At 59.2% G+C, this 14,070-nt stretch carries 12 protein-coding genes; 5 read left to right on the top strand and 7 right to left on the bottom strand.

Features of this window, described 5'->3' with window-relative positions:
• Positions 1 to 2: 2 nt before the first annotated feature.
• Genes MAB_RS09370 through MAB_RS09355 form a run of 4 tightly spaced genes read right to left on the bottom strand, consistent with a single transcriptional unit; the run spans position 3 to position 2,592 of the window.
• Entirely contained in the window at positions 3 to 320 is a 318-nt protein-coding gene (locus tag MAB_RS09370; RefSeq protein ID WP_005110361.1) for a hypothetical protein, read from the bottom strand.
• A 31-nt stretch (positions 321 to 351) separates the two neighbouring features.
• Positions 352 to 1,566: a hypothetical protein gene (locus MAB_RS09365; protein ID WP_005110359.1), complete on the bottom strand. Its 1,215-nt coding sequence runs from the start codon at positions 1,564 to 1,566 to the stop codon at positions 352 to 354.
• 25 nt (positions 1,567 to 1,591) lie between these two features.
• Positions 1,592 to 2,197 (bottom strand): DUF3558 family protein, encoded by a 606-nt coding sequence (locus tag MAB_RS09360; RefSeq protein ID WP_012296481.1) that lies wholly within the window; start codon positions 2,195 to 2,197, stop codon positions 1,592 to 1,594.
• Complete coding sequence (locus MAB_RS09355) at positions 2,197 to 2,592, bottom strand: hypothetical protein (RefSeq protein WP_005110354.1); 396 nt, start codon at positions 2,590 to 2,592, stop codon at positions 2,197 to 2,199. Before MAB_RS09355 ends, MAB_RS09360 begins: the two co-directional genes overlap by 1 nt.
• Positions 2,593 to 2,790: 198 nt before the next feature.
• Between MAB_RS09355 and MAB_RS09350 the strand changes: the two genes are divergently transcribed.
• Complete coding sequence (locus MAB_RS09350) at positions 2,791 to 3,486, top strand: hypothetical protein (RefSeq protein ID WP_005110353.1); 696 nt, start codon at positions 2,791 to 2,793, stop codon at positions 3,484 to 3,486.
• Between the two features lie 456 nt (positions 3,487 to 3,942).
• On the opposite strand, the gene MAB_RS09345 is transcribed toward MAB_RS09350, so the two are convergent.
• A complete protein-coding gene (locus MAB_RS09345) occupies positions 3,943 to 5,013 on the bottom strand; it encodes a DUF2971 domain-containing protein (RefSeq protein ID WP_005110351.1) in 1,071 nt (356 codons plus the stop codon).
• Between the two features lie 216 nt (positions 5,014 to 5,229).
• Between MAB_RS09345 and MAB_RS09340 the strand changes: the two genes are divergently transcribed.
• Together MAB_RS09340 and MAB_RS25180 are read left to right on the top strand one after the other, a co-directional pair.
• Positions 5,230 to 5,805, top strand: a complete 576-nt coding sequence (locus MAB_RS09340; RefSeq protein WP_005110349.1) for a hypothetical protein — start codon at positions 5,230 to 5,232, stop codon at positions 5,803 to 5,805.
• Between the two features lie 198 nt (positions 5,806 to 6,003).
• Positions 6,004 to 7,029 carry a hypothetical protein gene (locus tag MAB_RS25180; RefSeq protein ID WP_005125064.1) on the top strand — a complete coding sequence of 342 codons (1,026 nt, stop codon included), beginning with the start codon at positions 6,004 to 6,006 and terminating at the stop codon, positions 7,027 to 7,029.
• Positions 7,030 to 7,541: 512 nt separating this feature from the next.
• On the opposite strand, the gene MAB_RS09330 is transcribed toward MAB_RS25180, so the two are convergent.
• Both MAB_RS09330 and MAB_RS09325 read right to left on the bottom strand, forming a co-directional pair.
• A complete protein-coding gene (locus tag MAB_RS09330) occupies positions 7,542 to 8,441 on the bottom strand; it encodes a hypothetical protein (RefSeq protein ID WP_005115857.1) in 900 nt (299 codons plus the stop codon).
• 202 nt (positions 8,442 to 8,643) lie between these two features.
• Positions 8,644 to 12,354: a hypothetical protein gene (locus MAB_RS09325; protein WP_005110345.1), complete on the bottom strand. Its 3,711-nt coding sequence runs from the start codon at positions 12,352 to 12,354 to the stop codon at positions 8,644 to 8,646.
• A 285-nt stretch (positions 12,355 to 12,639) separates the two neighbouring features.
• Here MAB_RS09325 and MAB_RS09320 point away from each other — a divergent pair, with 285 nt between their 5' ends.
• Entirely contained in the window at positions 12,640 to 13,254 is a 615-nt protein-coding gene (locus tag MAB_RS09320) for a recombinase family protein (protein WP_005110344.1), read from the top strand.
• Positions 13,251 to 13,913, top strand: coding sequence for a hypothetical protein (locus MAB_RS09315; RefSeq protein WP_005110342.1), 663 nt, complete (start codon positions 13,251 to 13,253; stop codon positions 13,911 to 13,913). The genes MAB_RS09320 and MAB_RS09315 overlap by 4 nt, the downstream gene beginning before the upstream one ends.
• The last annotated feature ends 157 nt before the right edge of the window (positions 13,914 to 14,070 follow it).

The following is a 14,070-nucleotide window of genomic DNA, read 5'->3' as shown; positions in this document are numbered from 1 at the left end:
ACCTAAGCTCCCCCATTTGCGGGACTCGCCTTACCGATCGAGCCACGGTTCTGCTCCTCCATGGCCGCGAACGTCTTGGCGTCTTCCTGCATACCGATACCAACTTGGCTGAGTTGGTGATGCAGCGTCGCACGCTGGTCAACCCATGCTTTGTGTAGATCCACGAGGGCAGAGGCCGATTTACCGATCCAACCGGAAGAGGCCTCCTCGATCTGATCGTGATGGCCCGCATGCTCGTCGCGGGAGATCTTCACCGCGTCAAGAATCGACTCACCGTGCCGGTGAAGATCTTCGGGCCTCACATTGAAGGTCTCACTCATCGCCGTACCCTTTCCGGCACACCGGCCGTGGTCACTCGAACTTCACGTCCCAGCCAAGGGCTTTGTAGCGGCGCACTTCTCGTTCCCGCGCGGCCTTTTCGGCTTTCTCCTGCTCGGACCAGTCACCGATAACCCCCGGTGAAGCTGCTGGCATGTCGCCCATGAACTCGTCGGTGTTGTCGTAATTGATCAGGATCTGCGGCGTCGCATGGTCGTCATCGTCTTCATCCTTGCCCCCACGACCGTGCCCACCGGCGCCGCCCATCATTCCCATGGGGCCCATGCCACGTACACCGGCAGCACCCACACCAGCGGGATTCACGCCACCACCGCCAGCACCAGCTGCGGCACCGCCCGGCAAGCCCGCCCCACCGCGCAGCGCGCTCAGCCCGCTAGGTCCTCCCACACCTGAACCTGACCCACCGACACCCGTACTCGTCGACGACGGCGAGAACCCAGCGGCAGTCGTGCTACCGATCGGCAGGCCAGAACCACCCGAGCCAGAACCCAAACCAGAACCAGCACCACCAGAACCCGCGCCCTGACCACCACCCGGGGTGCCTCCACCGGAACCACTGCCCTGGCCGCCCTGTCCTTGACCTGCGCCAGCCTGCTGACCCTCACCACCGGCCAGTTGCGGTTTGGTGTCCTTGCTGGCCAAGCCGTCCGAGGATGACGGCGGGGTTTGAGTACCGCTGCCGGAACCGCCCGAACCAGAACCACCACCGCCGCCGTTATTGCCACCAGGCCCAGCAGGCATAGGGCCACTGGCAGTGGTATTCGAGTCTTCCGTGAACTTGGGCCGGTCGGCCTCCAACGGCGAGGTGTAAAGCCGCTGTGCCTCAGCTCTAACCGCCTCCAGCAGCTTCTTTTTGGAATCAGCATCGGTGTCATCGGGCGGCACCGGATACGCCTGCGCGACCCGCGAAGACTGCGAGAGCACCTCTCCGTCCTGGAACAAGGCTGTACTCATCTTGCCCGCTTTGGCGGACGTCCCACTCTCCGAAGTGAGTTCGCGTTCCTTGGTAGTCATCTCATCGAGCGCAGCCTCTGGCCCCTTGCCCGTCCAGAAATCAGGCTCTGCCAGTTTGGATTTCGCATTGCCGTATGAGACGGCTGCATCAGAGAGCTTCGTGTATACATCGCTCCATGTGTTGGCCAGGGTGAACGCGTTGTCCGCCTTCAGCGCACCTAGCTTCCCGACAATGTCAGCATGAGAACGGCTCTGCCATCCATCGTCAGCCATGAAAATCGTCTCCCCTGTTCAGGCCCTACTTGGGCAGCTTCTTGGCTGTATCTGTTGCGATGCTCATCGCCTTGGTGCAGGCGTCGGGAATCACTTTCTGCGCCTTTGGATCGCGTACGCCAACGATCGTTCCCACGGAAGCTTTTTGCGCGGGGAGCTCTACATAGCAGACACGCTGTGGGTCAACTTCATCGCGCCATCGCACCGCGGTGAGCCCTTCAACGGTCACTTGTTCGGATCCAGGGAACAGGTCCTGGTTGAGGTACTCAGTAACGGGGCGGTTGAGCACTGTCTGCTGTACGTCCCATCCATCCCCGGACCAGGCGCAGCCCCGCTGCAGCGAGGGCGTGTTGGCGAGGTCTTCAACCGAACCCGGCTTCACGCCCCATGCCCGCAGTTCATCTGCTGAATACGCAAGGCAGGGATCAAAGCTCGTCCCGTTGTTGTTGTCCGTCGGGGCTGGGTGCGGGCCCGGCAACGTATTGGTGACGGGCGTCGAAGCCGAGGCTGAGACTGATTGATTGCTCGCGGGTGAATCAGTTTTCGCGATGCCCCCGGTGGTGTCGGTGCACCCTGCGGCGGTCAACGCAACTATGCAGGCGGCTACGGGCAACGACATGGGCCAGCGCATCAGTAAACAACGCTCGCTTGGTACGCGCCGAAGTTGCCAGCGTTGTAATCGTCCTGGTTCTTGTACAGCAGCTCCATCGCCAGGAAATGGTCAATCTGCTTCTGCACTGCATCCCTATCAGCCGTGATTTTGGCGCGTGCCTCCGTCGACTGGTCCTTATAAAACTTGGTGACGTCATAACCGGTTTGCAACTCTCCGAACCCCGCCACCTCTTGAGCACGCTCGGCTGCTTTCAGTGCATCGTTCAGCGAATCACGCACAACTAGGAGCTTCTGTGCCATGGTCTTGCCGGCGCCTTCTTCCATGTGCAAGATCCCCTGTGCTCCCGTGGCAGCGCGCTCACGATCCTCAGGGCTCATCCCGGCCATATCGAACTGATAGTCCCGAACACTCACCGCTGACCTCGCGTTTCGTCGTCACAACTGGCATTCATCTAGATACGACGATGCAGGGAGCGATCCGGTTCCATCAATCTTCAAGAAAATCAGCAACTAGGCGGGACTCAGAATTCGGGCTACGAAACGGATGCGACGCGATCTTGATGCGGCGTAGAATTCGCTGGTCAGCAGGCAGTTATGGAGGATTGATAGTCCGTGAGTGCCGAAGACGACGAAGACGAACAAGAGCCGACAAGGGCGTCACCAACCGCCCTAGCTGAAACGGGCGTCGTGGAAATCACCCCGGCTGCTTGGTCCGACTCAGACGAAATTGACGACATTGATCCGTACGAGGATCCCGTGCGGCGCAATTGGCTAATCAGCGGCGCCATATTTGCGGCGACAGCCGCGGTTGCGGGACTCGCGGCAGGAGGGGCGTTCGTCTTCCTCCGTCAGGAACGAGGCAAGACACCCGTTACGACGAGCACGGTGTTGATCGCCTCCCCGCCAGCACCGACGTCCGCTGTCGTGCTACCGCCGCCACCAACGCAAAGCCGACCCCCCACGCCCATCGAGCTGTCGGCCACGGGCGACTCGGTGTATGTGAGCACCAAATCGGGCAAGACCGCCTGCCAGGTCACGGTAAATACCGTCTCGTGCATCGTGAGATTCGTTGGGCGCACACCAATTCGATACGGCGTGCCAACCAACGTGGTGATGATCACGTCCGGCGGGATCATGGATTGGACAGTCGGCGACGGGGGCCAGCTGCAAACCCACACTTTGAATTACGGAACGCTCTATCACGCTCTAGGTTGGACCATCACGCCGACCAGTGAGGGCACCACATTTACGAACGATGCGACCGGTCGCGGGATGAGCGTGAACGTCGATGGCGCCAGGGCGTTCTAGTCGCAGCCTACAAACGGGGTTCGCTTACCCAACGCTCAGCCCAGCTAGATTCGTCGATTCAAGATTTGATAGACAACTACTCTGCATACGGAAATTAGATTCGGATTGCTCCTTGGTGGTGGTGCTGAACTGACTTATTCAGTGCCGTTTTTCTTGTATTGGTAGCGCCAAGTTGGAATGGCAAAGCGTCCGCGAGCTGGCCGACAACCCGTGCAAGAGGTTCGACGGCATTCCTGTGTCTCGCCGCCATTGGCGGCTACAGGCAATCCCCCAGCTCAACGCGCGGCCCAACTGCTGGACCGAGCCACCAGACAGGCAGAATTCGACCCGCCATGTCACGGCGCAGGAATACACATTCACCCGAAGATGATGGTTTGCAACATCTTTCGTTGCAAGTGCTGCCGCGTCGGCGCGACAGGAACTGTCTCGATGTCGTCGGTGCACTGAATAGCACGATCACCAACCCCTATACGGAATCGGCGATGCCCGCACGACGCTCGGGTCGTGACCGTTAGCGATAAGTAGCTGTTGCGCTGCATGAACATGCTGCACTTGATCCGGTGCCGGGCCAACGATCAGGTCGCGGATTACAGGCTGGCCGTCTGTCGCGGTGATCGTGATCGGCCGATAAGGCAGCAGCCGAGTTCCGGAGGTGCGAAAGTTCGGCGGATAATGCCCGCTAAGTAGCTTCACGAGGTCTCCGAGGCTCTCGCCACCTACAAGCAGACGCCACTCCTTCTCTGCCGCGAACGCATCGTGTTTGGACTGCGCTGCGAATCCGATCCCGACGGCTGTCGAAGCATGTTCAACAACGTTGGCAGGCTTTCTTTTCTGAGGGTCTTTGGACCAGTCACTGAGGGCCTCAAATCCCGAAACCAAGGACTGCAGGATCGTAAGGATCGGCAGTCCGAGTGTGCCTGGCCCGGTGAAGAGCGGAATCTCTTTGATTCTGCTTCGCGCCTCATCGCCGTAGTAGACGCGCATCAGGGCGGACCTGAACGCGTGCGATTCGCCGGTCCTGACGTTGTGACCGGTGTACTTGCCCTTGCTCAAGGTCCGGGAGTCCAGCCCGAGAGCGAACCCACCGCCCGCTCCATATGTGACCCACTGACTCAAGAGATCGTCGCTAGTCGTAAAGCTAGCCGCACACACGGATGGACGTGGCTCCAGGCGAAGCGAATCAAGGGTCGGCGCCTTAAGATACTTATCCACCGTCGACAACCAGTCCGAGATGGCCTTGATCGACTCTTCGCCTTGCGCAATAAGCTCGGCGTGCTCGCGCACGATCCCTAAGCCGAACGCGAGTTCGGAGATGTCGTTCATCAACAGCAGATCCGATGCGAAAAAGGTCAGTTGGCGGGAAGCTATCTCGTTGCGTCGGCTGTCCACGATGCCAATCAACCCCGCAGCGCTGGTGTAGTGATACAGGTACCCGGCAGGTTCCTCAACACCAATAAACGGGGTCTCATCTATATCCGCTGCCTCGGCTGTCGACGCCTCGGCATCTGCTGGTTCCGCGCTGACCACAGGCCGCAGCCTAGACGCAGCACGTGAAAGCGCCCGGGTAACCCGCCGAATCCCGTCACACCACAAATGCCACAACGCAGATCTAGTTCGCGATCCGGTGACGCCGCCAGGCTGCAGTGAATCGGGCCTGCCGGATCTATTTTCCTATTAAGGCCGCTGTTAACGATGTAAAGCCTCGGCCTGCTGGAACGACGGCGTACCGTGAAACGTCGAACAATGAAATCGCACACAGACGGGCCTGCCATCGTCGAGAAGTACCGGCGGCGGCTTGATTGGCTCACATCCGCCGAATCGCTGCTCATTCCGGCGGTGCCCGCAGCCGTCATATGGGCGATCACTGCCGACCAGCAAGTTCGTGAAACTGAGCTAAACCCATTCCAAGTCGACTGGAACGACTACGGGGCCGAAGCTTGGATCGCGCTGGCGGTCACGGTTGGCGTGTGGGCCACACTCGTCCTGGTCTTCTGGGACCGGCTGCGGCACATGAGGAAGCTGGTGGCGATCACCAAGGGACACCAGATGGAAGAGGCGTCACGGATCACAGCAAGTAACAGTGCGGACAGACGTAAACGGGTGATCCGCGACCTAGGGTGCGCGCCTCTGCTTCTTTGGTTTTTGAGCGTTGTCGCCCTACCGATGCCAGCCGTTTGGCAGATAAGCGCACTCATTGTCGGGACGTGGCTCGCCTGGGAGTGGCGAACAGTTGAAAAAGTTGAGGCTTTCAGCATCGAAGCGATGTACCAATCCGCACGTGAAGCGGCGACGGAAAAGCAGAAGGAAATGTTTGACTAGCCCATCTCGAACCCCGAATGACCGGCAACGGTCGAGACGGTATTGGGGCACCGCCCTTTCTCAAAAAATGGGACAACCCGCAACACGGACCGCAGGAGTTTCCGAGGGCTTACAGATTCTGATCTCGTTTGTCACTCTCCAGTGCAATGATCTACGACATCAGACCGTTTCACGTGCATGGCGAGGAGGACCGCCCACATGACGACACGTGCGCTCCTCGTCCGCGAGAACCGAGAGATCGACCTGGCTAAGCTCAGCTCCGATGACTATCAGTCTGTCATTGCGCTGCAGGGGCAAATCCGTCGAGATGACGAGCCGCAACTACTGTGTCTCGGGGCTAGACCAGAAGAGGCCAGCCTGTACGTCAAGCGCAGTTCCAAGGGCAACTATTTTGCCTCCCATTTCAGCGGACACGCCCACGGCCCGCACCGCATCGCCACCATGAGCGACGAGCATCGTAGGCAGACTGACTACTTTGTTCGAGCCGCTGAATCGGCTGGCTACGCAGTGACCCGCGAACTATCTACAGGCAACGGCACGCGCCTGGACGCAGCAATCACCGCGACAGTAAATATAGGAGTGGAAGTACAGAGATCAGCGCTCCACTTGGCTGCGGCTAAGTCTCGTACTCGGAGGTCCGCCAACGCTGGATGGCACCCGCTGTGGTTCACCACGGCCGAAAGACGTCCACAGTGGTGGGGCCACATTTCCTCGCTCAGTACCACACTAAGGATCGACTATTGGGCACAAGCGCTGCCGAAGCCTCATGAGGCAACTGCCCTCGGAATTTCTACGCTGGTGTTCGAGCGCTGCGACATCAACGCATTCGATCACTGCCCTGTTTCAGACAAAGGGTTCTGCGGCAGGTGGCACTACAAATTTGTGCCACGGCAGGGACTCAGCGTGGACGATGTCACCCAGCTGATGCCTGCGGGCGAGATCGTCCCCATTCAGCCTTACAGAACTGACTACACGCGCCTGATCAGCCGCGAGGACAAATATCGTATTGAACAACACGATGGATCTGGCACCGTCGACTTCAAGCCGGAAGCGCTCCCACTGCAAGTCGCACAAGCGACCAGCCGTGGTTGCGCACAACACCCCCACTTCGGATGCGCCCAATGCGGCACTGTGTTCCCAGCGGTGACGGCCGAGGGCCGCGATGGGTGGTGCACTACATGCAAATCATGGTTCACTACGACACTTCTCATGCCCAAAATTTGAAGGTGACAAGTAGTCGCATCCGACTTCCATAACCACATTCAGTTATACCGCGGACCACACTGTGGTCTTGAGGCCTCGCTTGCGCTATGCGGGTCCTCCGCCTCTTGTTTTCGAGGGACTCGCGCATTGATGGGATGACATCATCGAACGCTCCCGCAGTGGGGGATCTGTTGCCATCCATCGCTTGCTGGACCGCGCAATCCGTACAACGATGAAGACCACGACTCAAGATGGGTGACCTTGAAAACCTGTCTCTCTTGTAGGGCGGGCGGGGCTCGAACCCGCGACCAAGGGATTACCGGAGCACGGATCCTGACTATTCCCACTGATTCGGGATTCGCTTGCGCACCAGGCACATAAACCGTCGCGTCCTCCGGTGAGCACCGGACGATTCCTGTCGATTCCCGGCCATTATCGGTGAATAACCGATGGCCTTCTGCCTCGTCCGGCATTGGCGAAGCGCGCACATAGGCCGCTGACACTCACGATCCGTCAACGGCTATGCACAGGTGCTAGCCCACAGATCGCTCGCGGGCCTCGATGAGGAGAGCAATCACGGCAGACATGCGTCGCATCAAGTAGTCCTGAGCCGCGACCGGGACACCGATCTTGTCGGTTTCATGGTGCCGAATCTGGAACTGGTTGCCGATCCGCGTTAGTTCCAACATCTCCGCCTTGACGGAGTCGCGCAGTTCGGGCGGTTCAACGTTCGCGGCAAGCCGATCAGCACCAGTCGATTTGGTCCAGCCGTCGATTGTCTTCAACCGCTCAAAACCATCCCATAGCTTCTCTAGTGCCAAGTAGCGGTCCGCTGCACGGCGCGACACGTACAGACGATGCGCTTCCGCTAGTAGATTGTCGAGAACTTCATCGCCCGTCGGTACTTGAAGCGAATCGAGTGAATGAACGACCTCCTCGGGGATGATCCGCTGCACCTCCCCTCGGATGTCCATCGCGAATGCAGAACCGCCTCCGCTGAGGATCATGTTGACGGCGTCGCGGAAATCGATCTTCCCTGCATCTCCGTCGAACTCCAGCTCATGGTGCTTGAAGAAGCCATGCCACTCCGCGCGCTTCGGCAATGAAATCTTCTGCGCTACTACTTCAAGGAGATCGAACACAGCGTCGTCGCTGGCGTCTCGGTTGACTGACAACGGCCATTTGATCTGCGGCACTACTGCGCCCAAGTAGGACACGACTGCATCGCGATCGCTGCCGGTTATGCCGTTCCCGTCGTAGCAATGCTCGGGAAACGACTCCGCGAGCCAGTTCGCTTCAACGCGGGATCGCACGAAGTTCAGTAGCGCATCCTTCGTCGTAGAAGAAAGGTTCTGGGCAGTCTGAGGTGTTCCGCGGCCGTGCCGATCCGAGTACAAGTTCCTGCTCACACTTCTGATCTTCTCAGTCAACATCGGTCGATCCACGCAGTTTCCGAGTCAATTAGCTGTCGTAACCGCCCACCAGCATGGCACCTTGGGGCTTCGTCCTCGACTTAGTCATCAGTGGCTTGCAAACCGCGCCACCACCGAGGCAATCGCGCCCACCAGCGGTGTCCTCGAACTCATACGAGGGTGGATAAATGATGGCTTGGTGATGGCGAGCGTTCGATGGTTGTCACCGTTCCTCGGCTTCGCGCAGCTCCGCCGAACTGATCGCTTGGTCCAGCGCTTCGACAACTCCAGCGAGCCATTCGGTGAAAAGTCGCGGCTGTCCAGGCAAGGCACTCCATTGACTGGCCGTCTCGCGTCGACCTTTGAGATTGTCGGACTCAGGTCCCCACGCGGTCGAATGCGGGTGCATGAATCGGACCGTCGCCGCTCCACGCAGTTCTGCATCGTCGGACGTGCCAAGAATCGCAACTAGCAAAGGGTCGGGCTCGTCAGTATCAAACGCGACATGACCAATTAGTTGAGACCAGATCTTCGGGTCGTCGATATCGGCTACTAGAGGAAGGAGCTGATCGGGCCCGATCACCCGCTGAATACGGCTTAGGACCTTGGCGTCGTCAAGCCACAACGACCATCGGTGAAAGGTGCCATCCGCGCTAGCCTCCAAAAACTCGACTATCGCTGGCACCACCACGACCGGTTCAGCACGACTGAGCTCGTCCAGCTCGCTCAGAACGTAATCGGACGGAAATGAGTTCAGTGATTGAAGGCGTCGCAGCAGCATTTCTAGTCGTTCCGCGGTAGTCAGGCCCAGGCGCGGAAGGATGTTACCGACGTGAAGATCCACCATTGTGGAACCGCCAGGAGTGCCTTCTGCTGCTTCCGAGATGGTGAGTAGATCGGTCAAGACCGACCTGAGCCGGGAACCGACAGGGGGAACTGGAGTGACTTCAGTCCACTGATCCGCTATGCCAAGAGCTTGATCCAACGTGCGGTGCACGCGGTTGTCGTTGCCATCTCGAATTTGGTTCCGTGCTGCTTCGACCAGCAGTTCCAGCAGACCGGCCACCGCATCGGCGCTGAGCGGACGAGTCCAGCCGCCATACAGGAAGCGGCCAACCTCCTCGGCGGGCGCCGACCCTTGCCTAACCGCTTTGATCGCGAGCTCGGCAAGCACATCGGTCGCGGGTAACAGGTGGATGCCCTGAAGTACCGCCTTTCCCAGGTCCTTGCTGGTGATCCATCTTTCGAGTACTACCACCGGATCTACCGCATCAACCATGGCGAGGCCACGAAGATAACCCACTAACGCCGGAAGTGGGGGCTGCGGGAGCGTCTCCATCTCAACCTCGAACTCAACGCTAGGGGCCCGCTTCGCAAGCTCTTCAAAGAATCTGCTCGCAGTATCCGCGTTTCCGTCCTTTGCGATTTCGATGATCTGCCGCCAGACGGCCACTCCTCCAACTGCCGTTTCCTCAACGAGATTGACAAGCGGTCCTGGCAGGCCAGCAACGCGCTCGTCGAGGTCCTCGGAGAGCTCCCAGACGGAAGCTGCGAAGACATAAGCAGCGCGCTGATATATGCCTTCACCAGTTAGATGTGTGATGCGATCGAAAATTTTGGCGTCGAGTTCTGGATCTGGCTCGTCGTATGTGCGTGCGTGATTGAGAGCTTCGATCAGTTCTGCGCGCCCGCGCGGAGGCCATTCAACTTCGCCGAGCGACGCAAGCGCTTCGGTGGGGATGCCGCGCGACAACGCAGTGCGGAGTCCTTGGGCGAGAGAGCGTGCAACCGAATCGCGCGAATCCAACTCATTACGTGCGATCTCGATTAGCAATTCCCACGCTGACATACGTGCAGCAGCCTCTTCCGCGAACGTGGCTGGTCGCCACTCGATCGGCGGCACTCGGCCACCAAAGTCTGTCGCGAAGCGGGTTTCGTGGGGGTCGAAAGCCGATGCGAGGCCGGGAATAACAATCCGTGTCGCGGCTTGCCCGTGAGCCCTCAGCGCTTCTCGTGTCCAACTAATCCTTCGTGCGTAATCTGCGCCTGTTCCGCCAAGGAAGACTCGGTATATGCCCTGAACCGCGCCGGTCGCATTGTTCGACCACTGCTCGTTTTCAGCCATCGCGAGTCGCAAAGCTGCAGTAGCGGCCCGCTCGAATAGGTCACCAGACCAGAGCAACACCTCGATCGCTTGAACGAGGTCGCGGCGGCCACTTCGAACCGAGGCGAGTTGCTCGGTGGTTACTCCGTTCATGATCCGTTCGATTGTCAGCATCGCAGTTGCCGGATCCACAATGGACGCGACGTGTAAAAGTCGAGCGGCGCCATCGTCCACGTCAGCTATGGCGCCGTCCGTAAAAGGGGCTTCCTCCAGAAGCACCCCAAGGGTGCGCGAAACTACCGGGTCTCCGGCGAACTGTCGCATCTGGTCTACGATCCGTTCCCGCAGAACTTCAGGCAGTTTGTCGAGCTCGTCAGCAATCGTGGTCGAACGCAGCTGCAAGAACCGTGCCGCGAGCCAGACGGCGAAGATTCTCGGGGTCACCCGACGATAGCGTCCGGCAGTCGATACAAAACGCCGCAATTCTCGGTCGGCCACCCCGCGCACTGAAGCCTCGTCGATGTCAAAGACTTCGCAGGCCAATCGCAACTCAAGTGCCAAGTCACCTTCGAACCCGAGGCGTTCGAATAAAGCCACCAGCCCAAGGGCGGGAACTTCGTCGTCACTGATCAGTGTTGCAAAGACTGGGCCGATAGCATCGTCTGCGCGAATTTGCTCCAACAGTGTGGAGTCTGGTCCGCCGTTCGCGAGCGCGATAGCAAGCGCATCTGCGAGACCCGGATAGCCGTCAGTGAGACTCGCGACGAGGGACGCTTGTTGCTCGTCGAGCCCCCTCGACAACGCGATGTTCTTGCTGGCCTGAGCCTCGAGGGGAAGCAGTTCGAGCCGGCGACGGTCTTCGATCGCTCGCTCGCGGGTCGTGCGAGGTCCAGTCGTGATGAGCCTAATGCGGCCTTGGCACAGTCCGACCAGGTTGTTGAGCCTGCGCCGCTCGTCGGCATCGCAGTCGTCAACTACCAAGATAAGAGAGCTGCCGGGGGTGTTCGCGATGTCAGATAGGAGCCCCTGATTCCATCCGCTTGGGTCGCGTGCGACAAGAACGCGTTCACGTACGCCGTCTTGAGCGAGAGCCTCGTAGACAAGGCGACTTTTGCCAACGCCGGTGTCTCCGTAGACGAGAATTGCGTTCGGTTCGTTGCGGACCGCGACGTGTTGGCGGACAGCGTCGATCGCTGCGAGGCGTGGCGCGTCCGGTTCGAATTCAATCGGCGAAAACCCGCGCGCCCACACCTCGAGACCCACCAAGCCGCTGATCGGCATCGGCCCATGTTGAGCGAGTACAGCAACATGTTGGTAGCAGAGTTGCTCGATCTCGTCGGCAAAAATCGTGACGACGTTAGCGTCAGCTCGAATCTTCTTGACCGCGTTTGTGAACGCCGTTGTGACTGCCTTTCGTTGTTTATCGATCGGGTCGTTGGTCCAAAACAACACGTAGTCAGCGCCGTTCTTGATTGCCTCGATGAGCGCCGCGTGTTTCGTCGGATTGATTTCTTTAGAGACCGAAGGGGCCGTCTTTCCGCTCTTGATTTGCCAGACGTTGTGCCCTCGCGGGAAGTCCGTGTCAGCCGTCTCGGGGAATTTCGTGCGCCCATCAATGCCTTCATCGGCTGTCTTGACTCTTCCGCTGATGGCGACAGTATCCAGTGGCAGTCCGAGGCGCCCTCGCTCGGCCATGCACAGGGTTCGAGCCAAAGACACCGCACCGTCCTCGTCCTGCCCACGTATCCAATGATCAATCTTCAGATCCACTCTGTGTTGACCTCTTTCCGCCTGCGCTCGACAGTGATCGTCGGGGTAGTCGTGTGCCATCTAGCACCATCACCTTAGGAGAACTGGGCACACCAAATCGCCACTCGGACTATCTGTGGTTGCTTCGACAAACTCCGGATAGTGCAGATGAGGCGGCACCAGCCAGACTGCACTACGGGCTTCGTAGGCTGCTCTGCCTCTCTGTCTCAAATCTTTAGTTTCGGACAGCGACCGGCGAGTATCACAGCAGCGCAAATACACCGAGGTCAAGCTGTCGCAAAACTCGCCTCAAAACAATGGTCGCAAAACCTTGCATGTGCGATAGATTTGAGACAGGCTTGGAAAATGGACACATCGACGACGGCCGACACTGGTGTACTGCTGGGCTACGCGCGAGTGTCCACCGCTCATCAGTCCCTGGACCAGCAACTCGACGCACTGACCGAAGCCGGAGTCGGGCCCGACCGCATCTACAAAGACAAACTGTCGGGGACCTCCACACGTGAGCAGCGTCCAGGTCTTGCCGCCCTACTGGATTACGCCCGCCCCGGCGACGGCATCGTCGTCGTTGGCATCGATCGCCTTGGTAGGAATGCAGCGGAGGTGATGGCCACCATCCGCGACCTAGCCGAGCGGGAAATCGTGTTGCATTCTCTCCGTGAAGGCATCGACAGCTCAAATGCAACCGGCCGCATGATCGCTGGGGTGCTAGCGAGCCTTGCTGAGCTCGAGCTCGAGCTTGGTCGAGAGCGCCGAGCTGCGGCACGAGAGTCCCGTCGGGCGCGGGGCCAGCACATCGGTCGACCAAAAGCTCTTGACAACGCAAAGGCTGCATTGGCGCAACGTATGCACCTAGCAGGCGAGCCCGTACTGACAATCGCGAACACACTCGGTGTGAGCCGGGCAACGGTCTATCGGGTGCTGGCCGAGGATCTTCACGCAGGTAAGGAGGACCAATGAGCCGGCCGACGGAATTGTCGACAGACGAAGTTGACGGGTTGATAGCGATCGGGCTAGCCCACGATTTCTGGCGCGGCCAGTGGTCAACCGTCGAAGAGGCACACATCCACAGACCTCCGCACAGAATACGGCGAATCAGCGACGGAGAGATGTTCGCGGCCAACATCAAGGTCACACGAATCATGTTGGAAGAGTTCAGATCAGGTTTCGACCTGGAACGCGTCGTTCAACGGTTGACGGAACCTGGTCAGCTGCGCGTTGGACGTTGGGAAGGCACAGAGCTGTGCCATCGCGATGTCACTGACCTGCTAGGACCGTACTACGAAGAGTGGTGCGGCGCGGTTCAGAAGAAGGCGGAATGGATTTCAAACCAGATCTCCGAGGACGGGCTGAGGGAAGTACTGGTGAAGTACGTGACCTTCGCGAACCTGGTTGCGCCGCATTGGTGGAGCGGCCCGGATTGGCCCGAGATGGTCACGGCCTTTCTCGACACAGTCGATGAACTACCGCCAGGACTGCCGCCTGCGCTGCAAGACCGAGACGTCATGCACCGCATCCTCCTGTCGAGCCCTGATTCTCTCGGTACTGAAGCTCTCGAATGGCTTGTCTGTAAGGGGCTCAGGAAGACGCTGATGCGCTCCGACCACCTCGACGATTGACTTCCTGCCTCTAGAGTGTCTCTACTTCGTCGCCTGGGGGGGCACCCTGAAGCCGTTGTTACACCAGACACTCACGCAAATCCGGCCCCCTCTCCCCAGCGGAATTCGATGGACCGCTTACATTTTCAATCCGCTTCGGGAACACCTTAGGTCATTG

Source organism: Mycobacteroides abscessus ATCC 19977 (genome assembly GCF_000069185.1).
Lineage (GTDB): Bacteria > Actinomycetota > Actinomycetes > Mycobacteriales > Mycobacteriaceae > Mycobacterium > Mycobacterium abscessus.
This window is presented reverse-complemented; position numbering and strand designations above follow the sequence as displayed.

Coding starts and splice junctions, on each gene's coding strand:
- MAB_RS09370 (WP_005110361.1), bottom strand. CDS start 320: ATGAGTGAGACCTTCAATGTGAGGCCCGAAGATCTTCACCGGCACGGT.
- MAB_RS09315 (WP_005110342.1), top strand. CDS start 13,251: ATGAGCCGGCCGACGGAATTGTCGACAGACGAAGTTGACGGGTTGATA.
- MAB_RS09320 (WP_005110344.1), top strand. CDS start 12,640: ATGGACACATCGACGACGGCCGACACTGGTGTACTGCTGGGCTACGCG.
- MAB_RS09365 (WP_005110359.1), bottom strand. CDS start 1,566: ATGGCTGACGATGGATGGCAGAGCCGTTCTCATGCTGACATTGTCGGG.
- MAB_RS09325 (WP_005110345.1), bottom strand. CDS start 12,354: ATGGCACACGACTACCCCGACGATCACTGTCGAGCGCAGGCGGAAAGA.
- MAB_RS09360 (WP_012296481.1), bottom strand. CDS start 2,197: ATGCGCTGGCCCATGTCGTTGCCCGTAGCCGCCTGCATAGTTGCGTTG.
- MAB_RS25180 (WP_005125064.1), top strand. CDS start 6,004: ATGACGACACGTGCGCTCCTCGTCCGCGAGAACCGAGAGATCGACCTG.
- MAB_RS09340 (WP_005110349.1), top strand. CDS start 5,230: ATGAAATCGCACACAGACGGGCCTGCCATCGTCGAGAAGTACCGGCGG.
- MAB_RS09330 (WP_005115857.1), bottom strand. CDS start 8,441: ATGTTGACTGAGAAGATCAGAAGTGTGAGCAGGAACTTGTACTCGGAT.